This is a genomic window from Psychrobacillus sp. FSL K6-1464, from assembly GCF_038003145.1.
Classification (GTDB): domain Bacteria; phylum Bacillota; class Bacilli; order Bacillales_A; family Planococcaceae; genus Psychrobacillus; species Psychrobacillus psychrotolerans.
This window is the reverse complement of the sequence record NZ_JBBOOP010000001.1, coordinates 1,208,081-1,230,473: the sequence shown is the minus strand read 5'-3', so window position 1 is coordinate 1,230,473 and position 22,393 is coordinate 1,208,081. Positions and strand designations below refer to the sequence as shown.

The 22,393-nt window shown below is 37.7% G+C and carries 22 protein-coding genes; 1 reads left to right on the top strand and 21 read right to left on the bottom strand.

The features are described 5' to 3' along the window. Window positions 1–8 precede the first annotated feature (8 nt). From acpP to MKX39_RS05805, 10 genes are all read right to left on the bottom strand, one after another. Complete coding sequence (gene acpP / locus MKX39_RS05850) at window positions 9–245, bottom strand: acyl carrier protein (RefSeq protein WP_093535208.1); 237 nt, start codon at window positions 243–245, stop codon at window positions 9–11. A 95-nt stretch (window positions 246–340) separates the two neighbouring features. Then, a complete protein-coding gene (gene fabG, locus MKX39_RS05845; RefSeq protein ID WP_093535210.1) occupies window positions 341–1,087 on the bottom strand; it encodes a 3-oxoacyl-[acyl-carrier-protein] reductase in 747 nt (248 codons plus the stop codon). Further along, a complete protein-coding gene (gene fabD, locus MKX39_RS05840) occupies window positions 1,080–2,030 on the bottom strand; it encodes an ACP S-malonyltransferase (protein WP_340768720.1) in 951 nt (316 codons plus the stop codon). Before fabD ends, fabG begins: the two co-directional genes overlap by 8 nt. After that, window positions 2,023–3,018, bottom strand: coding sequence for a phosphate acyltransferase PlsX (gene plsX, locus MKX39_RS05835; protein WP_340768719.1), 996 nt, complete (start codon window positions 3,016–3,018; stop codon window positions 2,023–2,025). The genes fabD and plsX overlap by 8 nt, the downstream gene beginning before the upstream one ends. Before the next feature lie 15 nt (window positions 3,019–3,033). Then, window positions 3,034–3,600 carry a transcription factor FapR gene (gene fapR, locus MKX39_RS05830; protein WP_093535216.1) on the bottom strand — a complete coding sequence of 189 codons (567 nt, stop codon included), beginning with the start codon at window positions 3,598–3,600 and terminating at the stop codon, window positions 3,034–3,036. Window positions 3,601–3,696: 96 nt separating this feature from the next. Continuing rightward, the gene (gene recG / locus MKX39_RS05825) at window positions 3,697–5,745 is read right to left on the bottom strand and encodes an ATP-dependent DNA helicase RecG (protein WP_340771345.1); all 2,049 of its coding nucleotides are present in this window, start codon (window positions 5,743–5,745) and stop codon (window positions 3,697–3,699) included. Continuing rightward, window positions 5,735–6,634: an L-serine ammonia-lyase, iron-sulfur-dependent, subunit alpha gene (sdaAA, locus tag MKX39_RS05820; RefSeq protein ID WP_093535218.1), complete on the bottom strand. Its 900-nt coding sequence runs from the start codon at window positions 6,632–6,634 to the stop codon at window positions 5,735–5,737. Before sdaAA ends, recG begins: the two co-directional genes overlap by 11 nt. Before the next feature lie 12 nt (window positions 6,635–6,646). Then, window positions 6,647–7,309, bottom strand: a complete 663-nt coding sequence (sdaAB, locus tag MKX39_RS05815) for an L-serine ammonia-lyase, iron-sulfur-dependent subunit beta (RefSeq protein WP_340761901.1) — start codon at window positions 7,307–7,309, stop codon at window positions 6,647–6,649. A 300-nt stretch (window positions 7,310–7,609) separates the two neighbouring features. Further along, a complete protein-coding gene (locus MKX39_RS05810; RefSeq protein ID WP_340768717.1) occupies window positions 7,610–9,265 on the bottom strand; it encodes a DAK2 domain-containing protein in 1,656 nt (551 codons plus the stop codon). Between the two features lie 16 nt (window positions 9,266–9,281). Then, a complete protein-coding gene (locus MKX39_RS05805) occupies window positions 9,282–9,644 on the bottom strand; it encodes an Asp23/Gls24 family envelope stress response protein (protein ID WP_093535224.1) in 363 nt (120 codons plus the stop codon). 917 nt (window positions 9,645–10,561) lie between these two features. Between MKX39_RS05805 and rpmB the strand changes: the two genes are divergently transcribed. Further along, window positions 10,562–10,750, top strand: a complete 189-nt coding sequence (gene rpmB, locus MKX39_RS05800) for a 50S ribosomal protein L28 (protein WP_090562690.1) — start codon at window positions 10,562–10,564, stop codon at window positions 10,748–10,750. A gap of 49 nt (window positions 10,751–10,799) precedes the next feature. On the opposite strand, the gene spoVM is transcribed toward rpmB, so the two are convergent. Genes spoVM through coaBC form a run of 11 tightly spaced genes read right to left on the bottom strand, consistent with a single transcriptional unit; the run spans window position 10,800 to window position 22,321 of the window. Continuing rightward, complete coding sequence (gene spoVM, locus MKX39_RS05795; protein WP_093535226.1) at window positions 10,800–10,892, bottom strand: stage V sporulation protein SpoVM; 93 nt, start codon at window positions 10,890–10,892, stop codon at window positions 10,800–10,802. 14 nt (window positions 10,893–10,906) lie between these two features. Further along, window positions 10,907–11,563 (bottom strand): thiamine diphosphokinase, encoded by a 657-nt coding sequence (locus MKX39_RS05790; protein ID WP_340768714.1) that lies wholly within the window; start codon window positions 11,561–11,563, stop codon window positions 10,907–10,909. Continuing rightward, entirely contained in the window at window positions 11,560–12,228 is a 669-nt protein-coding gene (gene rpe, locus MKX39_RS05785) for a ribulose-phosphate 3-epimerase (protein WP_340768712.1), read from the bottom strand. The genes MKX39_RS05790 and rpe overlap by 4 nt, the downstream gene beginning before the upstream one ends. Window positions 12,229–12,231: 3 nt before the next feature. Next, a complete protein-coding gene (gene rsgA / locus MKX39_RS05780; protein ID WP_093535232.1) occupies window positions 12,232–13,113 on the bottom strand; it encodes a ribosome small subunit-dependent GTPase A in 882 nt (293 codons plus the stop codon). A 17-nt stretch (window positions 13,114–13,130) separates the two neighbouring features. Further along, a complete protein-coding gene (pknB, locus tag MKX39_RS05775) occupies window positions 13,131–15,128 on the bottom strand; it encodes a Stk1 family PASTA domain-containing Ser/Thr kinase (protein ID WP_340768711.1) in 1,998 nt (665 codons plus the stop codon). 2 nt (window positions 15,129–15,130) lie between these two features. After that, window positions 15,131–15,868 (bottom strand): Stp1/IreP family PP2C-type Ser/Thr phosphatase, encoded by a 738-nt coding sequence (locus tag MKX39_RS05770; protein WP_093535236.1) that lies wholly within the window; start codon window positions 15,866–15,868, stop codon window positions 15,131–15,133. Between the two features lie 40 nt (window positions 15,869–15,908). Continuing rightward, entirely contained in the window at window positions 15,909–17,261 is a 1,353-nt protein-coding gene (rsmB, locus tag MKX39_RS05765) for a 16S rRNA (cytosine(967)-C(5))-methyltransferase RsmB (RefSeq protein ID WP_340768710.1), read from the bottom strand. After that, window positions 17,258–18,199 (bottom strand): methionyl-tRNA formyltransferase, encoded by a 942-nt coding sequence (fmt, locus tag MKX39_RS05760; protein ID WP_340768708.1) that lies wholly within the window; start codon window positions 18,197–18,199, stop codon window positions 17,258–17,260. The genes rsmB and fmt overlap by 4 nt, the downstream gene beginning before the upstream one ends. Further along, window positions 18,196–18,684 carry a peptide deformylase gene (gene def / locus MKX39_RS05755; RefSeq protein WP_340768707.1) on the bottom strand — a complete coding sequence of 163 codons (489 nt, stop codon included), beginning with the start codon at window positions 18,682–18,684 and terminating at the stop codon, window positions 18,196–18,198. Before def ends, fmt begins: the two co-directional genes overlap by 4 nt. A gap of 23 nt (window positions 18,685–18,707) precedes the next feature. Further along, the gene (gene priA, locus MKX39_RS05750; protein WP_340761894.1) at window positions 18,708–21,119 is read right to left on the bottom strand and encodes a primosomal protein N'; all 2,412 of its coding nucleotides are present in this window, start codon (window positions 21,117–21,119) and stop codon (window positions 18,708–18,710) included. Next, window positions 21,116–22,321, bottom strand: a complete 1,206-nt coding sequence (coaBC, locus tag MKX39_RS05745) for a bifunctional phosphopantothenoylcysteine decarboxylase/phosphopantothenate--cysteine ligase CoaBC (protein ID WP_340768706.1) — start codon at window positions 22,319–22,321, stop codon at window positions 21,116–21,118. The genes priA and coaBC overlap by 4 nt, the downstream gene beginning before the upstream one ends. Window positions 22,322–22,393 lie beyond the last annotated feature (72 nt).

The following is a 22,393-nucleotide window of genomic DNA, read 5'->3' as shown; positions in this document are numbered from 1 at the left end:
CATAATATTTAACCTTGTTTGCTTTCAATATATTTAACTGCACTACCTACAGTTGAAATTTGTTCAGCATCTTCATCTGAAATTTCCATATCGAATTCATCTTCTAATTCCATTACTAATTCTACCACATCTAGAGAGTCTGCACCTAAATCTTCACGAAAAGATGCTTCTAATTTTACTTCGTTCTCATCTACTCCTAGACGATCGATGATTACTTTAGTTACGCGTTCTAAAACAGTTGACACATTAGTCACCTCCCCTCAATGATTATACAAAAAACTGCTTTGTAATGAAAGTGCTTCTACAATTTATACATAAAACTCCTATATAGACTGGAGCCTTACATATACATGCCGCCATTTACATGAATTGTTTGACCAGTTATATAATTTGCGTCTTCCGAGGCTAAAAATGCAACCGCCTTAGCGATGTCTACCGGATTTCCAAATTTAGCTAGTGGAATCTGGCTTAACATTTGAGACTTAATATCCTCCGGTAAAGCATCTGTCATATCTGTTGTTATAAATCCAGGTGCAACCGAGTTCACTGTTATATTACGACTGGCCAATTCTTTAGCAGATGACTTAGTTAGACCAATAACCCCAGCTTTAGCAGCGACATAATTGGCCTGCCCTGCATTCCCAGAAACTCCAACAATCGACGTAATATTAATAATTCTCCCTGCTCGTTGTTTCATCATTTGTCTTGTCACAGCTTTTGTACAAAGAAAGACACCTTTTAAATTCGTATTAAGCACATCATCCCACTCTTGTTCCTTCATACGCATAAGTAGATTATCACGAGTGATACCAGCATTGTTTACTAAAATATCAATCGAACCAAATTTCTCTAAAGTGGAGCTTATTAGATTTTGAACATCATCTGCTTTGTCTACATTCGCTTGAATAGCAAAAGCCTCTCCACCTGAAGCTTTAATTTCTTCTACCACAGCTTCTGCTCTCTCTTTACTCCCACTATAGTTAACAGCAACCTTAGCTCCCTCATTCGCAAGGTATAAAGCAATATCTTTTCCTATCCCGCGAGAAGCACCAGTTACAATTGCAGATTTCCCATCTAATTTACCCATGTTGCTCAACTCCTAGCTCAGTAATAACTTGCTGTAATGTCTCTTCATCATGCACACAATAAGTAGTTACAGATCGATCGATCTTTTTCACTAAACCACTTAGAACTTTACCAGGACCACATTCTACAAAAATAGTCGTTCCTTGCTCTATCATCTGTTGAATCGATTCTTCCCAACGAACAGGTGAATACAATTGTTCAACTAGTAAATTTTTAATATGGCTAGCATCTGTAACTGGTTCAGCAGTTACATTTGAAATGACAGGTATAGCAGCTTGCTTTAGTTCAATTGCTGAAATTGCAGCATCTAATTGCTGCGCTGCAGGTCTCATTAGTTCGGAGTGGAATGGTCCACTTACTACTAGAGGAATCGCTCTTTTAGCACCAGCTTCTTTTGCTTTACTTGATGCTTCTAATACTCCTGCAGCAGTTCCCGAAATAACAATCTGACCTGGACAATTTAAATTAGCTATTTGCACAACCTCACCGTTTGAAGTGACATCATGAGTAACAGCTGCTAATTCATCTTTGCCTAATCCGAGAATCGCAGTCATCGCACCTTTTCCGGCAGGTACTGCTTCATTCATATATAAACCTCTTTGATGAACTAATAAAACCGCTTCTGCAAAGCTTAGAACATCTGACGCAACTAGGGCAGAATATTCACCTAAACTATGACCAGCGGTAAAATTAGGTATGATTCCAGCTTGTTTTAGTTTGTGTGCAATCATGGAACTTGTAGTGAGTAATGCCGGCTGTGCATTATAGGTTTTGGTAAGTTCCTCTGCAGGTCCATTCAACATAAGCTCACTCAAAGAAAATCCTAATACTTCATTTGCTTGTTCATAAAAATGATGACAATCTGTATTATTCTCTACTAATTGTTGACCCATGCCCACTGTTTGTGAACCTTGGCCAGGGAAGATAAAAGCAATTTTAGTCATTGGGTGATTCCTTTCGTAATGTAGTTGAAATTATGTCCGCAACATTATGCTCCACCATTGTACGAGCCTGTCTGATGGCATGATAGATAGCTCGACCGTTCGAGGAACCATGCGCTTTAATAACTGGAGCTTTCAGACCGAATAATCCTGCTCCTCCATATTCGGAGTAATCTAATGTGTTTTTTAGCACTTTAAGTTCATTTTTTGCCAATAAATAAGATATTTTTGTTTTAGCAGATGTATTAAAAGCTTCCTTCAATAAAGTAAATATGCCCGAAGCTGTACCTTCAATCGTTTTAAGTACCATGTTCCCAGTAAAACCATCCGTCACAACCACGTCCGCTACTCCATTAAGTAAATCTCTAGATTCAACATTACCCACGAAATTAATAGGTGCGTCTTTTAAGAGCTGAAAGGCAGCTTTAGTTAACTCGTTTCCTTTAATATCTTCTGTCCCAATATTCAGCAGCCCCACACGTGGATTCGAAATACCGCGAACTTTCTCAGCATATATACTACCCATAACCGCAAACTGCTCTAAATGCTCAGGTTTTGCATCGGCATTGGCACCTAAATCCAACATAACAAACCCTTTTCCATCAAGCGTAGGTAATGTCGGTGCTAAAGCAGGACGATCTACTTGATCGATACGACCAACTATAAATAATCCAGCCGCCATTAAAGCGCCAGTATTCCCCGCTGACACGCAAGCATCAGAATCTCCACTTTTCACAGATTCAGCCATTTTAACCAAGGAGGAGTTTTTCTTTCTTCTAATTGCACGAACAGGCTCATCTGTCCCTTCAATTACTTCATCTGTATGTATAACTGTTAAACGTTGATGTTTCGTTATTAACGAGGCAAGCTTTTCCTCATCACCATATAACTGAATTTCTATATCTGGGAACGCTTCTAACGCCTCGTAAACGCCTTTTACTATTTCATGAGGAGCATTGTCCCCACCCATTGCATCTATTGAAATTTTCATTATTAATCACCTTTTTTATGACATCGTTACTCGGTACATGCTAAATTGACCAACGAAAACCGTCTCATTTTCTACCTTGCTAGTAACCTCTATTAACGTACTATTCTTTTCGACATCACTGGATGTCACGACTGCTTTAGCAATTACACGATCTCCTACTTTTACAGGTTTGACAAATGTAAGATTAGACTTTCGAGTAAGCGCTAAATCATCATTTATAACCGCAACGGCTAATGAATTGGCCTGAGCAAATAAATGGTGTCCTCTTGCTATACCATTTCTAGCAAAAACATGATCATGTGTAATATCTAATATGGAAATCGCTTGTTTATCCAAATCTATATCAATAATCTCTCCAATTACTTCGTCAATTGGAAGAGACTTGACGTCTTCTCCAAAATTATGAGCAGCAACTGACTTAATACGTTCTCGCAATTCCGGAATAGATAATTCCATTCTATCCAGTCGGATAGTTTGAACACTTACATGAAAAGTAGAAGCTAAATTTTCATCCGTCACAAACGGGTTTTTATCTAATGTTTCTAATAGTAATTTCTGCCTATCCTTTTTGGAGTATTTCATATCCTCACCACCATTTTAGCACTTGGTACTAATATCAGTATATAAATATTAAAAAAAGAATGCAAGAATAGATTCAAAATCCTTCTTACATTCTCTTTAATCAATTCGTTCTCCATCCATAGCTTTTGAATTTATCAGCATCTCGCGGAGTCCCGCCATTTCACTCGAATCCCAAAATTCTTTAGAGTCTAATAACCTCTCAGCATCCACTTTAGCAGTATTTAAAGCACGATAATCATGCACAAGATCTGCTACTTTAAATTCTGGAAGTCCACTTTGTTGTTTCCCAAAAAAGTCACCAGGACCTCGAAGTTCTAAATCTTTTTCTGCTAGTATAAAGCCATCATTAGTCTCGGTCATGGAAACCATTCGCTCTTTTCCTTCTTCGGACTTTGGATCAGCTAACAATACACAAAATGATTGATGTTCACCACGACCAACTCGACCTCGTAGTTGATGTAACTGGGCTAGACCAAAACGCTCTGCATCGAAAATTATCATAAATGTTGCATTCGGAACATTTACACCAACCTCTACAACTGTAGTGGAAACTAATACCTGGATACCACCTTCTGAGAAATCTCTCATTACTTGTTCTTTCTCATCCGAATGGAGTCTTCCGTGCATTAAACCAACTGTGGAGGTGCCCCTCAGTTCTTCTGTCATCATGTTATACACATCTACCGCATTTTGGACATCAAGCTTTTCAGACTCCTCGATTAAAGGACAAATTATATAAGCTTGTCTTCCGGTAGCCAGTTCACTTTTTAATCGAGCTATCAATTTATGTAGCTGATCAGGTTTCATCCAATGTGTTTCAATCTTCTTACGACCTGCAGGCATTTCATCGATAATAGAAACATCCATTTCCCCAAAAGCCGTAATAGCTAAAGTACGAGGAATAGGAGTCGCGGTCATAAAAAGAACATCTGGATTTTCTCCTTTGTCTTTTAGGACTCTCCGCTGCTCCACACCAAATCTATGCTGCTCATCGGTTATGACAAGCCCAAGCTTTTTAAATACAACATCTGGTTGAATTAATGCATGCGTCCCTATTAAAAGATCTATAGTCCCAGCTGCTAGATTTTCTAAGACTGCTCTTCTAGCTTTAGTTTTTGTTGAACCGGTCAGTAAAGCAATTCGGACACCTATAGGAGCTAACCATTCGTCAAGTGAACTAGCATGCTGCTCAGCTAAGATTTCGGTAGGAGCCATTAATGCCCCCTGATACCCCGCTGTAATTACGGCATATAAACAAATTGCGGCGACTATTGTTTTTCCAGACCCAACATCCCCCTGAAGTAAGCGATTCATACGATGAGGTTCCCGTAAGTCTCGACATATCTCATTGACGACTCTTTTTTGAGCATCTGTAAGTTCATATGGCAAAGTTTCGATTAACTTCTTAACTAGATCATTATGAAAGGCAATCCCATTTCCTAAATTTTGTTCTTTTCGAACCTTTTTAATAGCCTGCATTTTTAATTGAAAAACTAATAATTCCTCATACACAAAGCGCCTTCTTGCATCTTTGGAATGTTCCGCATCTAGAGGGAAATGAATACCTTCTAAAGCATCAGAGATACCTGGTAAACGGTATGGTAATCGAATAGAATCTGGTAGTGGATCTACTAAAGATCCCTTTAAATGATCCAATGCTTGCCTCATGAACTTACGAAATGTTTTTTGATTGATCGAGCCTTTTAAAGAATATACCGGTTCAAAATCTTGTAAATCCGTTTTTGGTCCAATCGAAAAAGTAGAGACATTAATGACCTGTCTACCTCGATCCCACTTTCCCGATACGGTTACAATAGAACCTGGAATTATCTTATCTTTTAAATAGCCTTGGTTGAAAAATACAGCCTTTATTAAGTGTTGTCCTGCAAGTATTCGAACTTGCATTCTGGATTTGTTTTTCCCTAAAAAAAGAAGGGAAGGCTCACTTTCGACCCTTCCTTCTACTGTCACTCGTTCATTATGCGCAGTCTCTGCCAAATTTTTTAGTCGGAAATCCTCGTGCCTATAAGGGAATGTCATAACTAAATCCTCTAAAGTAACAATACCTAGGTCTTGCAAGGCGTTTGCTGTACTACTTCCCACTCCCTTTAGAGAAGCGACTAAATCATACTTATTAGTTTCCACTTCCAACTACTGCTCCACCAAAAATTTTAGACTCTAACCATCTACCAGTAGGTGTTGCTGCAAGACCACCTTGACCAGTTTCTTTTAAAGTAGAGGGCATCGATTGACCAATTCGATACATTGCATCTATTACTTCGTCACATGGAATTCGACTAGTTACACCCGCTAGCGCCATATCTGCTGCCACTAATGAATTAGCGGCACCCATCGCATTTCTTTTCACACAAGGTACTTCTACTAATCCAGCTACTGGATCACAAACTAACCCAAGCATGTTTTTTAATGTTATCGCAAAAGCTTCCGCACATTGAGCAGGAGATCCTCCCGCCATTTCTACGATTGCTGCTGCCGCCATTCCTGAAGCAGAACCAACTTCTGCCTGACAACCGCCCTCTGCTCCTGAAATAGAAGCATTATTCGCTACTATAAATCCAAAAGCACCAGATGTGAACAAGTACCGTATCATCTGTTCTCTAGTAGGATTCAATTTGTTTTTTACTGCAAATAAAGTACCAGGAACTACTCCCGCCGAACCCGCTGTTGGCGTTGCACATATCGTTCCCATAGCAGCATTAACTTCGTTAGTTGCCACTGCTTTACTAACAGCATCTAACATAAGCCCTCCTGTAAGAGTATTTCCTTTTTTAAGATAGTTTTGTAGTAAAACTGCATCTCCACCAGTGAGACCCGAAGTAGATTGAACACCACGAAGGCCTTTTTCAACAGCCTCTTCCATAACCGTCAAATTACGATCCATTTGAGCCATTATATCTTCTCTAGAACGATCTGTAATCATTATTTCCTGTTCTATCATTATTTCAGAGATCAGTTTGTTTTCCCGGGTTGCTCGCTCTACTAATTCACGAACGTTACGAAATAGAACTTCCATTTGTATTCCCCCTTAATCGGCGATTCTTGTTACTTGCGTAATATTAGGCAAATCACTAATTTCATTTAATATTTGTTCATTCACATTTTGATCGATTTCAATAACCATCAAAGCCATATTTCCTTTTTCCCGTCTCGAAACTTCCATATGTCCAATATTAATATCATATTTTGCTAAACAGTTTGACACACTTGCAATACACCCTGAACGATCCTCATGAACTACTAAAATAGCCGCTAGTTCACCTGAAAGACGTAGTGGAAAACCATTCAACTCTGTAATTTCCGTCTTTCCGCCGCCAATAGAAATTCCGACCATAGACATTTCACGGCTTTCGTCACCAATGACGATCCGTGTAGTATTCGGATGCTCTGTATGTGCGGTCTCTGGTATAAATTCATATGTTAAACCAGCTTGCTTCGCGTCCTCAAACGCTGTTTTAATACGTTCATCAAAAGTATCATAATCTAGCAAACCACCAACAATTGCTTTATCCGTTCCGTGACCTTTATATGTTTCTGCGAAAGACCCGTATAAATATATTTTTGCCCATGTAGGCTGTTTTCCAAATAAGTCCCTAGCTACTCGCCCTATACGAGCTGCCCCAGCAGTATGGGAGGAGGACGGACCTATCATAACTGGCCCGATAATATCAAAAACAGATTTAAATTTCACTGATTAAACCTCCACATGATGTTTTAGTACCCCCATTTTACACTCTAACCTCAAAATAAACAAAGTATTATATTTTATCTAGTAAACTTCGGCAATTAGATACGGGGATATATTTTCTAGTGTATGTATTAGGATACGAACCAAACCATTCATGGCACAGGGTGAGCCAATCTAATATCCTTTATAAAATATGGGTTCCAGACCTTAAATAGTCAATGTGGTCTTGTTTAATATTTTTCGTTGTAAATTATAAACATAAAAAAACCATGTAGAGAAGATTAGCTCTACATGGTTTCTAAATTATTCTACAGATAAGATATATGGGTAAAGTGGTTGTTTCCCATTATACACTTCTACTTCTATATCTTTATAATGTGCTTCAATAAAAGCTGCGAATTCGTTCGCATCCTCTGCACTTACATCTTCTCCATAAATGACCGTAACTATTTCGGACTCTTCATCCATTAATGACTTGATCAAGCTAGTAGTTACTTCTTTTAAGGAAGGTTTAGAAAGTACAATCTTACCTTCTGCAAGCGCCATGAAATCATCTTTTTTAATCTCGACTCCATCAATAGATGTATCTCGAACAGCAAATGTTACTTGTCCTGTTTTGACATGTGCATATGCTTCGGTCATATTGTTTTTATTTTCCTCGACAGTTGCTTGCGGGTTAAAGGCTAATATTGCAGCCATTCCTTGCGGGATTGTTTTGGTAGGAACTACAGCAGCTTCGATACCTAGTATTTCCGCAGCTTGCTCGGCAGCCATTACGATATTTTTGTTGTTAGGTAAGATCAATACGCGCTCTGCTCCAACCGCTTGTACAGCTTTGACAATATCTTCAGTAGATGGATTCATCGTTTGTCCACCTTCGATAACTGCTGATGCACCTAAGCTTTTTAATAGTTCAGAAACGCCAGTCCCCATCGCTACAGTAACAATTGCATATGGATGAACCTCTGTTTTTTTCGTTGCTGCTCCAGTGGAATATCCTTCTCCCACGATTTCTGTATGTTGCTGACGCATATTTTCAATTTTAATCTTGATAAGGTCACCATATTGTTGTCCATATGTTAAAACCTCACCTGGTGTTTCTGAATGAATATGAATTTTTGCAATTTCATCATCCGAAATAACTAGTAAAGAATCCCCATATTCACTTAAATCATTACGAAAAGCCGTTTCATCAAATGATTTTTTTCCTTCTTCAAAACGAACCATAAATTCTGTACAAAAGCCGAATTCAATATCAGCAGTATCCATAAATCCTTGAACATTCATATGATGTTCAGCGCTAACAAGATCATCCATTGAAGACCCTACCGTCTTACTCGGTAATGCTTCCCCTTTTAGACTCGCTAAAAATCCTTCATAAACAAACACTAGTCCTTGCCCACCGCTATCAACTACTCCTACTTCTTTTAGGACGGGTAGAAGATCAGGCGTTCTATCCAATGATTTTTTGGCTTCATCTACTATCGCTTCCATTAGCTCACGAATGTCATCCACATCTTCGCTAACCTCTACAGCTTTTCGAGCAGAATCCTTTGCAACAGTTAAGATAGTACCTTCAACCGGCTTCATAACCGCTTTATATGCAGTTTCCACACCATAGTTAAGTGCATCAGCAAATTGGTTTGCATTTAATACATCTAACTGTTCGATTGATTTACCGAAGCCACGGAATAATTGAGATAAAATTACTCCTGAATTTCCACGAGCACCCATAAGTAAACCTTTAGAAAGTGCTTGAGCTGTTTTTCCAATATGCTCATGAGTATGGGCTGCTGTTTCTTTTGCCCCCGAAGTCATGGATAAATTCATATTAGTCCCTGTGTCACCATCTGGTACAGGAAATACATTTAATGCATCTACATAATCAGCATTTTGGAAAAGATGATGTGCTCCCATCTGAACCATGTCTGCAAATTGGATACCATTGATTGATTTCATTATTTTCTCTCCTTATTTACACGTTTGCCACGCGAACTCCTTGAACATACACATTAACGGATTTCACTGACATACCAAGAGATTTGTTTAGTGTGTATTTGACTTTTGACTGTACTTGGTAGGCTATTTCTGAAATTTTCGTGCCATAGCTAACTATAATATACATATCAATATGTAAATCTTCTTTTTCTTGTCTCACTAAAACACCTTTAGTGAAGTTTTCTTTTCTTAATATATCTGTTAATCCATCGCGAATTTGATGCTTTGAAGCCATACCAACTATTCCATAACATTCAATAGCGGCTCCTCCAGCAATTTGAGCAACTGTATCTTGTGATATATCAATTAGTCCGAATTCATTTTTCAATTCAATTGACATGATAAGACCTCCAAGTCTTTTTGACTATCTTTTATTGTACTACACCCATTAAAATTATAAAAGAGACGTTTACTTTCGTCCACTTTTTCAACGGTTTGGGAAAATGTGCTAGTTTTATACAACCTGTTTTATCACTTCTTTGTATAGGTAATTTTATAGCATTTGTCTGTCTTATACCCTACATTAACTCTTAGAAACAGGAAGTAAATTTTCAGATAACTAGAGAAAAGATACCTTTCAATACATAGTGGAAGCTCTCGAAGATATAATTTCGGGAGCTATAATACTTCTCTAGAGGGCAAACACTTACTACTTCCTTTATTGCCACTAGTATAAAGGGAGTATGCAATCTTCAACTATTATTGGGTAATAACATTTCTATTTTAAAAGCGGTTACAAATAACACTTTCTAAAATTTTACCAACCTTAACATTTAAGCGATATGCTTTGTTAAATCTTATAATATATTACTACATACTTATTGATTGTAGCGTAAGGTGGCTACTCCAGTGGGAACAGCGTTAGGCGAAGACCCCGCAGCGAAGCGAGGAGGCTGAGGCAACGCCCACGGAAAGCGTCCGCTGAAGTGGAAATCACAGCGGCACTATTATTTTTCTTAAACTAAGTCTTCCATTGTTTTTCGCTGCTAAACGGCGTCTTACGCTTTTTTATACTGGCTAGTTCCAACGCCTAGCCCCTCGAGTCGCTTCAGGATTTCAATAAAGGCAAAGGACGCCTTTTCTTGAAATCCCTCCAGCGCTTTTCGGGGCTTGCATAGGCGCTTACACTTTTTTATACTGTAAAGGTTTTTTTCTTGATAAGTCTTGCACTTCATTAAGGTCTGTGGTAAATTATTAAAGTATGTGAAATATCGAACTGAAAAATCTTTCAGCTTCTTTTTTAAAGGAGGAAATATAATGCCAAAAGTATGTGCAATCACTGGGCGTAAAGCTCGTTCGGGTAATGCTCGTTCTCACGCAATGAACTCTACTAAACGTACATGGGGAGCTAACCTTCAAAAAGTACGCATTCTTGTAGACGGTAAACCAAAACGTGTATGGGTTTCTGCGAGAGCTTTAAAATCAGGAAAAATTGAGCGCGTTTAATCGCACTCATAATTAATGCCAGACCGACTTTCGTCGACCTGGCATTTTTTCATTTCTTCTTTTCTTCTTTTTTAAATAGCCGTATACATACCTTCACAAAACTACTTACGGATTTAGGCAATCTAAATGTGTAGACCTTCACACAATTCCTCCCTTTTAGTCGCTACTTCTTATCATTAAACATATGCCCGCGGTAAAAGAGATAGTACCTGTTTGGTCTTTAAGTTCATTACTTGTAAATTTTGCATTCCCTACATCCATAAATTCCTTATCAACATTGTACAAAAATCCATGTAAAGTCATATTTTCTACCTGTTCTCCAAAAGAGAAAAAAGACACATATTTATAATGATCATCATAATTTATCTGATGTGTTCCTGCAGGTAAAAACTGTATAATATTTTGTTTGTTTTGGATGGAAAATATTATTGATGGATTTTTTAATTGCAAACGACAAATATCATGTAAAGCTGCCTCATAGTGATCTAACCGTCCGCCAGTTATTCCTGTTACGATTACTTCATTGGGTTTATAGTCTAAAGCAGTGAGGATGGCAATATGAGTATCCGTTTCATCCTTTTCCGATTGTAGTTCCGTAACTTTTTGTACTTTAGTCTTCATCAAATTTAGCTCTTCTGTTGTTAGGGAATCAAAATCACCGATTGCTTCATTTGGTAATATGCCCTCTTTCAACAACCACAATGCACCCCGGTCAGCACCTATAAAAATAGCTTCGTCTCGATGAAAAGGAAGTTGTTTAAAATCAACAACTTCCTTAGATGGTCCACCTGAACAAACAACTACACGTTTCATTTTGGTACTACACTTAAACCGGCCGCTTTAATCGCTTGCAAAGCTTTTGCTTTATCAGGGGCATTATAAATGGCAGATCCTGCAACTAATATAGTAGCTCCAGCTTCGACACAAGGTTTAATCGTTTCTTCATTTATACCACCATCAATTTCAATCTCAATCGATAGATTTCGTTGTTTGATAATATCAGATAACTGCTTCACTTTAGGGACAACCGAGTGAATAAACTTCTGTCCACCAAATCCTGGGTTAACAGTCATGAAAAGAACCATATCTATATCTTCCAGTACGTGCTGGATTGTTTCTATTGGGGTATGTGGGTTCAGTACAACGCCAGGTTTAACACCGAATGAACGGATTAATTGGATAGTTCTATGCAAATGAGAACACGCTTCTACGTGAACTGTAATATAATCTGCTCCCGCTTTGGCGAATGACTCAATATACTGATCTGCGTTTTCAATCATTAAATGAACATCTAAAGGTAATTTTGTAAGTGGGCGAAGTGCCTCCACAACAATTGGTCCCATTGTAATATTGGGAACAAAATGACCATCCATTACATCGATATGAATTAGTTCTGCACCGGCTTTTTCTACTTCTAATACTTCTTCTCCAAGTTTAGAAAAGTTTGATGCTAATATTGATGGAGCTATTTTCACCATAATTTAGTACCTCGGCTTTCTATCCATAATTTCTTCTAAGAATTGCAAGTAATGTTTGTAACGATATGCTTTAATCTCACCAGAATCTACAGCTTCTTTTACTGCACATTTCGGTTCCTTAACATGCATGCACTCTCTAAACTTACAATCATTTTGCTTAACTACAAACTCCGGGAAACACCGATAAAGTTCTTCTTTTTCCATCAAGTCAAACTCAAATGAGCTGAAACCTGGTGTATCAGCGAGCAGACCTCCGCAAACCTCGATAAGTTCCACGTGTCTAGTCGTATGTTTACCTCTACCTAATGCATTAGAAATAACACCAGTTTTTAAATCTAAGGAAGGTAAAATAGTATTCAACAAAGTAGATTTACCCACACCAGATTGACCTGCCAAAACAGTTGTCTTTCCCTCCAATAGAGGAGTAATTTTCTCATCAAACGCTGGATCGTCTTTATATGTCATAAATAATTGATACCCTATTTTTTCGTAATCCTTCATATATTCCCTAATTTGAGTTTCTAATTTTTCATCCATTAGATCACTTTTCGTCAAACAAATAATCGGTTCAATATGAAAAGATTCTAATACTACTAGGAATCGATCGAGTAAGATTGTATTAAAGTCTGGTTCCTTAATGGAAAAAACCAATATCGCCTGATCGATATTTGCAATAGGCGGACGGACTAAATTGTTTTTTCTCTCATGGATAACTGTAATGGTCCCATCATTATTTCCTTCCACCGTATAGTCAACAAAGTCACCGACTAAAGGTGATTCTCCTCTGTTTCTAAATATACCTCGCCCGCGACACTGGATAACCTTTCCATTATCGTAAACATAATAAAATCCACTTAATGCTTTTCTTATTTGACCTGTTGGCATCCGAAACCTCCCTATTCTTAATCATCATACCCAATTGTTTCTTGCAAGATTGTTTTAGAGTTTACCTCAATTCGATATGCTGCTTTTTCACCTTCACTAATTTCTAATTTCAATTGTTTTACAACCGTTTCAGTAAGTTCAAATTCTTCGGCAGGCTCCAACATTGAACGTGTTTTGTCTTCAATGTATATCCGAACTACTTGCTTCTGAGCAACTGGTTCTTCTTTTATTTCCTCTTCCTCATCGCCCTCGCCTTCAACGGGTTCTTCTTTCTCTTCTTCGGCAGGTTGTTCATAAGGAATCGTAACTGTTTTCACGACGAATTTAGTAGGCTTGGCCTTTGGACCGTCAGAAATTGTTACGTTTATTGTACTTCCAGGATCTACTTTTGCATTTGGTTTCGGTGATTGTTCCATCACATTTCCTTTTGGAATGGAGTCCGAATTTTTTCTGTTTGCAACTTTAATCTTAAATCCAGATGATTTTTCATAATCACTTAAAGCTTTTTCATTCCAATCAGTCAAATCACTAACTGTGCGTAAATCAGGGCCTTTACTGACAGAAAATAGAAGATCTGTTTCATCTGGTATGACCTCTTCTCCTGCAGCAGGTGTTTGTTTTATTATAGTTCCTTTTGGCTGATCATCAAAGTCTTCACTTATCTCTATATTGAAATTTGGTAACAATGTAGTTACTTGATCTATATTCTTACCGATATAATTTTCAAGGACAAAAGATTCTTTTCCAGACGATATAAATAAATGAATTTCACTATTTTTTTCACGAAACTTACCGGCTTCCGGTGTGGTGCGAATAATTTTGTTTTCTTCCACTTCATCTGAAACTTCTAATGTTTCATCGCCAATTTTAAATCCTTCTGACTCTAATTGTTCAATCGCCTCTTCTAATTCTAGGTTGGAAACATCAGGAACTTCTACCTTTTCTGCTTTAAAGAGACCCGGAAATACAATGAAACTTAGTAATATTAATAGGACTAGTCCACCTAATATCCCACCAAATATCTTCCTTTTTTTGTTCTTACTTTTCGGCTTCCCTGGTTTTGAAACTTTATCTGATGTGGACATTTTTTGGGTGTCCGCTATCTCATTAAATGGCACAGGCTCTTTAATAACAGGCAATACCTTCGTTGCATCATCATCAATAGCTACTGCAAATTTTGCTTCTTCTGCTCTTTCAGGTGATAGAGCAGTTGCTAAATCATCTGCCATTTCTTCTGCCGTAAGATATCTATCTTTTGGGTTTTTTGCTGTAGCCTTGAAAACGACATTTTCAATGCTTTGTGGTATAGAGGGAATAATTTTCCGTATAGACGGTGTTTCAGTTTGTAAATGTTTTAAGGCTATTGATACTGCAGACTCCCCTGAAAATGGTAGTTGTCCAGTTAATAGCTCAAATAACACGATACCTAAAGCATAAATATCCGACTGTTTCGTGGCTGTGCCGCCTCGCGCTTGTTCAGGCGATAGATAATGCACTGTACCTAGAACAGAGTTCGTCTGTGTATAAGATGTGGCACTAAGTGCCATCGCAATACCGAAGTCAGTTACCTTTACATTTTCCTCTTCATCCAACAAAATGTTCTGTGGCTTTATATCACGATGAATAATATGATTATTATGCGCAGTAGAAATTGCTGAAGTAAGTTGCTTCATAAACAATACTGATTTTGTTGGTGAAACCGGTGCATTCTGCAATATGTATTCTTTTAATGTTTTACCCTTCACATATTCCATCACAATATAATGAATATCCTCATCTTCGCCTACATCATATATATTGACAATATGTGGATGTGTAAGGCTTGTTGCAGAAAGGGCCTCACGTTGGAATCTGCGGCGTAATTCTTCTTCATTTGCAAAATCATACCGTAATATTTTTATCGCTACGTCGCGATCTAAAATCATATCATGTGCCAAATATACATTGGACATGCCGCCTCCGCCAATCATTTCAAGTAATTTATATCTACCACTTATTCGTTTGCCTAACAGCATCCTTACACCTCCTCAGCATTGTTATATAATAGGATTAAAGAAATATTATCTTCTCCACCTAAACTATTTGCTTCTTCCACTAAATCTTGACCCTTTTCTTCCAGTGTCTTACTGGAATATAAAATGGACTGCATTAATGATTCACTTATCTTATTACTCAAACCGTCTGTACAAAAAAGTAAATAAGAGTTTGGTTGGAACTCGATATCGTAGAAATCTGGTTGAATTGTTCGTTCCGTACCAATGGCTTTCATGAGAACATTTTTGTTGGGATGGGTCTTCGCTTGTTCTTCACTTATTTCACCCGAATCGATGAGCACATTTACATATGAATGATCTCGTGTAATTTGAAGCACTTGCGCAGGAGATATTAAATAGACGCGACTATCCCCTACATGGGCAATAATCCCTTGGTGATTTTCAAACAAACCCGCGATTAACGTTGTACCCATACCTGCGCACTCTACGCTCATTTTAGAATGTCTCATGACTGTTTGGTTAATCGATTGAAATGTATAGGTTAACCAGTCTTTTGCTTTTACTATAAATGGATTGAATGCAGCAAAATACTTTTTAAATTCAGAAACAGCTAAGTCACTAGCTACGTCCCCAGCATTGTGCCCACCCATTCCATCAGCAACTACAGCCAGCAAACGACCGTCTTCTCGCCTAAAAACCTCTACTCTATCTTCATTTACCGTTCTTTTCATACCTACATCCGTCTTCACAACAAACTTCATCTTATCATTCACCTCTTTTGAATTTGGCAAAGAGTGTTCTCTATTTCTGTTTTTGGAATAGAGCTACGTAAAATCCATCACTGCGTAAATCTTGTGGGAAAATTTGAAGCGTTCCTTCTTTTTCCTGATTCTTTATACGTTTAATAACGTCTGGAAAATGCTGAAGTTTCATATCTGGATGCGCATCTAAAAATAGTTGTGTTGTACCTTCATTTTCCTCTAAATCCACTGTACAAGTACTATAGACCATTAATCCATCTGGTTTTAATAGTTTATATGCTTCTTCAAGCAAATTCATTTGAATTGGTTTAAGAGAAGCAAAATCTTTTTCCTGTTTAGTATATTTAATATCTGGCTTACGTTTCATAACGCCAAGTCCACTGCACGGAGCATCAACAAGTATTCGATCAAATGATTGTTCTGCAAAGTTTTCACTAGCTTTTCTTCCGTCCATCTCCACTGTTTCAATGAAACTAAATCCTAAGCGTTCCGCATTTTCCTTCACTAGCTTTAATTTATGCTGATGAATATCCATTGCTACAAGTTTCCCTGTATTTTTCATTTTTTCAGCAATATGAGTAGTTTTCCCACCTGGTGCAGAACACATATCTAGAACGGTCATTCCAGGTTCTGGCTGAAGAACATAGGCTGGAATCATTGAACTTTCATCTTGAATGGTCACAAAGCCCTCTTGATAAGCAGTTGTTCTCGCTGCTTGTCCGTTGATCAGGTAAATACATTCAGGAATGATTTCACTTTTAGCTACTACATGACCTTCTTGAGTCATTTGATGAATTACTTGATCAACGGTACGTTTAAATAAGTTTACTCGCAAAGTAGTCACAGGTGGTTCGTTGTTTTCTTTTAACATTTTTTCTGTTGTTTCAAAACCATATTGGGATATGAAACGCTTCACCATCCATAGAGGGTGGCTAGTTTCGATGGAAAGTCTCTCTTCTCTATCCTTAATATCTTCCGTTGAACGTACGCCTTCTCTTAAAATGGACCGTAATATACCGTTAACCGCTGAGGCAATCCCTTTATGTCCTCTTCTTTTCGCGATTTCTACTGCTTCGTTCACAGCAGCATGATCAGGAATTCGAGATAAATAATGAATTTGATATAAGGATAATCGGAGTAATTGCTTCACCCAGTCATCTAACTTACCTTTTATAAACGGTTGCAAATAGTAATCTAGTGTCATTTTATATTGAAGTGTGCCGTATGTTAGTTCCGTAAGCAAAGCGCGGTCTTTAGCGTCAATCGTATATTTTTCAATTGTTTGGTGTAACAGTAAGTTACTATAAGCTTGTTGCTTTTCAACAGCCATTAATATAGTAAGGGCTGCATCTCGAACATTACCTGTCCAAATCTTTTCATTTTTTTTAGTCATTCAAAAGTATCTCCTATTCGCAATTTCGAACCTACACCGCGCAAATAATCTTCAGCGGACATTTTCTTCTTACCTGCTGGTTGTAACTCATTAATGCGAATTGCATCTGATTTGCCAGTTTGTACAACGAAATAATCCGACTCAATTTTTACAACAGTTCCAGGCTTTTCGTTTGTTTGAGTGTTAATAGTATCCGCTTTCCATACCTTCACTACTTGTCCCTCTAATGTTGTATATGCTACAGGCCACGGATGGAGCCCACGGACTTGATTGTGTAATTGTAGTGCTGAATTATTCCAGTCCATTCTTTCTTGTTCACGAGAAATATTTTTAGCAAATGTCACTAGGCTGTCATCTTGTTTTGTCCGATTATTCTCTTTAGCGATAATCGAAGGCAGTGTTTCTTTAAGTAGGTTAGAGCCTACTGCACTTAGTTTTTCAAATAATAGTCCGGTATCATCCGTATGTTCAATAGATATCTCACTTTGCGAGATGATATCTCCAGCGTCTAATTTCTCTTCCATATACATTATAGTGACACCAGTTTTGCTTTGGCCATCAATAATCGCCTGATGAATTGGAGCTCCTCCACGGTATGCAGGAAGCAACGAGGCATGAACATTTATGCATCCCAGTTCAGGAACGTCTAACAATTCTTTTGGAAGAATCTGACCAAAAGCGGCGGTGATGATCAAATCTGGTTTTAGTGCAATAATTTGCTCTAGCTCTTCTGATCCCTTTAGTTTGTTTGGTTGAATGACAGGTAAGCCAAGTTCAATAGCTTCTTCTTTGACAGGTGGGGCCGTTAGCACTTTCTTCCGCCCTACTGGTCGATCTGGTTGAGTCACGACAGCCTTTACTTTATAGCCTTCTTCTACTAACATTCTCAAGATAGGGGCAGAGAATGCTGGGGTACCCATGAAGATAATAGAAGTCATACTTCTTCCACCTCATTTTCAATTTCATCTAATTCAACGTAACGAACAACCTTAGTCGTAAATAAAACACCGTGCAAATGGTCAATTTCATGTAAAATCGCTCTTGCCTCATAATCCTCTGCTTGTAATTCATATAAAGCTCCTTTTCGATCTTGAGCTTCTACTTTCACAAAAAATGGACGTTCTACTTCTCCATAAATGTCGGGAAAACTAAGACATCCTTCCACTTCTATTTCTGAACCTCCGACTTCCACTATCTCAGGATTAATCATTTCGATAATATCTTGTCCTTCACCTAAGTCGACAATAGCTGCCTGGATTGTCTCTCCAACTTGTGGTGCAGCTATGCCAATTCCATCTGAAGCAACCATCGTGTCATACATATCGTCTAAAAGTTTCGCTAGTTTATTGTCAAACTTGGTAACTTCTTCACATTTCTTTAATAATACATCATTGGGATGTGTAATGATTGAAAGTACTGCCATTTCTTTTCCTCTTTTCAAACACCTTATAAAATAGTGGATGGATCTAAATCAATCGTTAAAATGATTCCTTTTTTTATCCACTCTGTTCGGTATATTTTTATTAACTGTTGAAGTTTTTCAACTAGTATTGGTTCTTTTTTGTATTTTATCAAACATTGGTAACGATATCTATTTTGTATCTTACTAATAGCGCTAGATGTTGGTCCTATGACCATCGTAGTAGAGGACAGATTTTCTCGTAACCAATCAGTCGCTAATTTTGCATATTCCGATGCTAACATAACATTTTCATGTGTTACTTGAACAAGTGTTAAATAGTAGAAAGGTGGATATTCAAACTGTTTTCGTACTAGCATTTCTTTATGATAGAACGGTTCATACAACTGTGACTTTGAATATTCAATGGCATAGTGCTCTGGGGTATAAGTTTGAATGTATACCTGTCCCTCTTTATCGTGTCGACCAGCTCGACCACTAACTTGTGTCATAAGCTGAAATGTTTTTTCAGCGGCTCTAAAATCGGCTAAATGCAGAGTGGTATCCGCGTTTAACACTCCAACGAGTGTTATATTAGGGAAATCAAGCCCTTTAGCAATCATCTGGGTACCAAGCAAAATATCTGCTTCTCCGTCTCCGAATTGTTTTAAGATCCGTTCATGAGAACCCTTTGTCCTAGTCGTATCTACATCCATCCGTAGAACTCTTGCATAAGGAAATAATTTAGTGATTTCCTCTTCTACTTTTTGAGTTCCCGTTCCGAAAAATCGTATATGCTCACTTTGACATTCTGGACATTGCTTCGGTACAGGTTCTTCATGTCCGCAATAATGACATTTCAGTTGCTCGCCTTCTCGATGATAAGTTAACGAAATATCACAATTATCGCATTCAACTACAGTTCCACAATCTCTGCAAAGTACGAATGATGAAAATCCTCTTTTGTTTAAAAATAATACAATTTGTTCTTTTTTCTCTAGCTTTTCTCTTACAGCATCCGCAAGATCTACACTGAACATGGAACGATTACCATTTTTCAACTCTGCACGCATATCTACAATATTCACGACTGGTAAGGGCTGTTCTTTTGCACGCATTTGTAATGTTAACAAACTGTATACACCCTTGGAAGCTCGTGCATATGATTCAAGTGAAGGTGTTGCACTTCCTAAAATAACGGGACATTGATGAAAATTACTTCTCCATATAGCAACATCTCTTGCATGGTATCTTGGTGTATCTTCTTGTTTATATGTAGATTCATGCTCCTCGTCGAGAATTATCAAACCTAAATTTTTAAAAGGTGCAAAAATGGCAGATCTTGCTCCTACAACAACCTTAACTTCCCCACGCCAAATTTTTCGCCATTCATCAAATTTTTCTCCGACTGATAGCCCACTATGCATAACAGCTACTTGATCGTCAAAACGCAATTTAAATCTTCTAGTCATTTGGGGAGTCAATGATATTTCAGGTACAAGCATAATTGCCTGTTTGCCTTCATTGATTGATTTTTCAATAGCATTCAAATAAATTTCCGTTTTTCCGCTACCCGTAATGCCATGTAACAGAAAAGTAGTATGTTCATTATTGTCCTGTGCATTGTTAATTTTAGAAAGTGCTTCCTGTTGTTCGTCTGTTAATTTAAATCTATGATCCTGATCGTTATACTCTAGGCTGTTTATTTCACGGTATATTTCTTTGTTTTTTGTTTCTAAGATCCCTTTGTCTATTAAAGCTTTAACCGTATGATTATTTGTTTGCGTAGAATCTTTAAGTTCTAGCATTGTATACGAGGGTTGCTTCTTAAGTAAAAGCCATTCAATAAGTTCTTTTTGTTTGATTGCATTTTTTGGTAGCGTATTTAGTTGTGATAGAACTAATTCCTCATCCTGTACCATACGATACTTGGTAATTGTTTTTACCTTACCTTGTTGCTTAATGACAGTATCTAACTGGAACTTCCCTTGTTCCAGATATTTTTTCATCTGTTTTAGCATGCCGGCTTTTTCAAAAATTTCGTATGATATAGACTCTTTTGACCCAAACAGAGCTAATGTTTCTATATCTATACCATCATGTTCTACTAATCGAATTTCTTTTTTATATGAAGCACGAAGAGCGGCGGGTAACATCACTTGAAGTGCATCTATTTCATAACAGAGTGTTTTTTGTGTCATCCACTTGGAAAGCTGTAATAATTCATCGGTTATAACAGGCTCCACATCGATTATTGAGATAATCGCTTTTAGCTTGGACATATCTAAATCAGATTTTTCTTTAATATTCGTTATAAACCCCTGTACTTTTCTATTTCCAAAAGGTACATGCACTCGACTTCCGCGCTCTATCACTGTCTCTAATTTATCAGGAACTATATAGTCAAAAGGGCGATCAATAGGATAGGCTGATACATCTACGATAACTTCTACTATCATTTGGCATCATCTTTCTCCAATTGAATAATAGTTTGCAGTAATTGTAGAGCGAGCACTTTTTTAGTTTGATGTCCAAAATACTGTTCTATATTTTTACCTACTAACGTAACAGCATTCGTATCTGTTCCAAATCCAGATCCTTCCTCCGTCACGTCATTAGCAATAATATAATCTGCATTTTTCTTATCTAACTTGCTTTTAGCATAGTGGATCACATCATTTGTTTCTGCTGCAAAACCTATTAATAATTGGTCTTTTTTTCGTTCCCCTAACTCCAAAAGAATGTCAGTAGTTCTTTCTAATACAATTACAGACTCCCCTGGTTGTTTTTTCATCTTTTGCAAATGAACTTCCTTTGGTTTGTAATCTGCCACAGCAGCAGTTTTGACAACCATTGTTGCTGTATCAAAATGAAGTAAAACGGCATCTAACATTTCTTTGGCACTTTCTACAGAAACAAGTGTTACATTTGGTGGTGGACTTAAACTGACAGGTCCTGATATCAAAATTGTTTCAGCTCCTAGACTAGCTGCTGCTTCTGCCATAGCGTAACCCATTTTCCCACTAGAAAAGTTAGTTAAAAAACGAACAGGATCTATTCTCTCTCTTGTTGGTCCGGCTGTAACTACAACTTTTTTCCCTTTTAAAGGTAGTTCTTTCGGGACAAAATATCCCTCCACCAACTGTACAATCTTCTCTGGTTCCTCTAAACGACCTTTCCCAACATATCCACATGCTAAAAAACCTTCAGAAGGCTCTATAAAATGAAATCCATCTTTTGAAAGTTGGGCAATATTGCGAATAACCGCAGCATTATCATACATATGTACGTTCATCGCAGGTGCTATCCATACATCAGCAGTAGTCGCTAATAAAGTAGTAGTGACCATATCATCTGCAATACCATTTGCTAACTTACCAATTACATTAGCTGTTGCTGGTGCTACAATTACCAGGTCAGCCCAGTCTGCTAAATCTATATGTGCAATTACACTAGAATCCTTTTCATCAAATGTGTCAAAATACACATCATTCCTAGACATTGCTTGGAAGCTTAACGGCAGCACAAATTCCATTGCTGATTTTGTCATCATTACTTTTACATTTGCGCCTGCTTGAGTCAATTTACTAACCAGCGCAACTGCTTTGTATACAGCAATTCCACCAGTAACACAGATAAGAATTTTTTTAGAAGTTAACATTATGAATTCTCTCCTCTAAACAACAACCTCCCAAAGAAACGTACATTCTTTGGGAGGTCATTGCTAACAAAA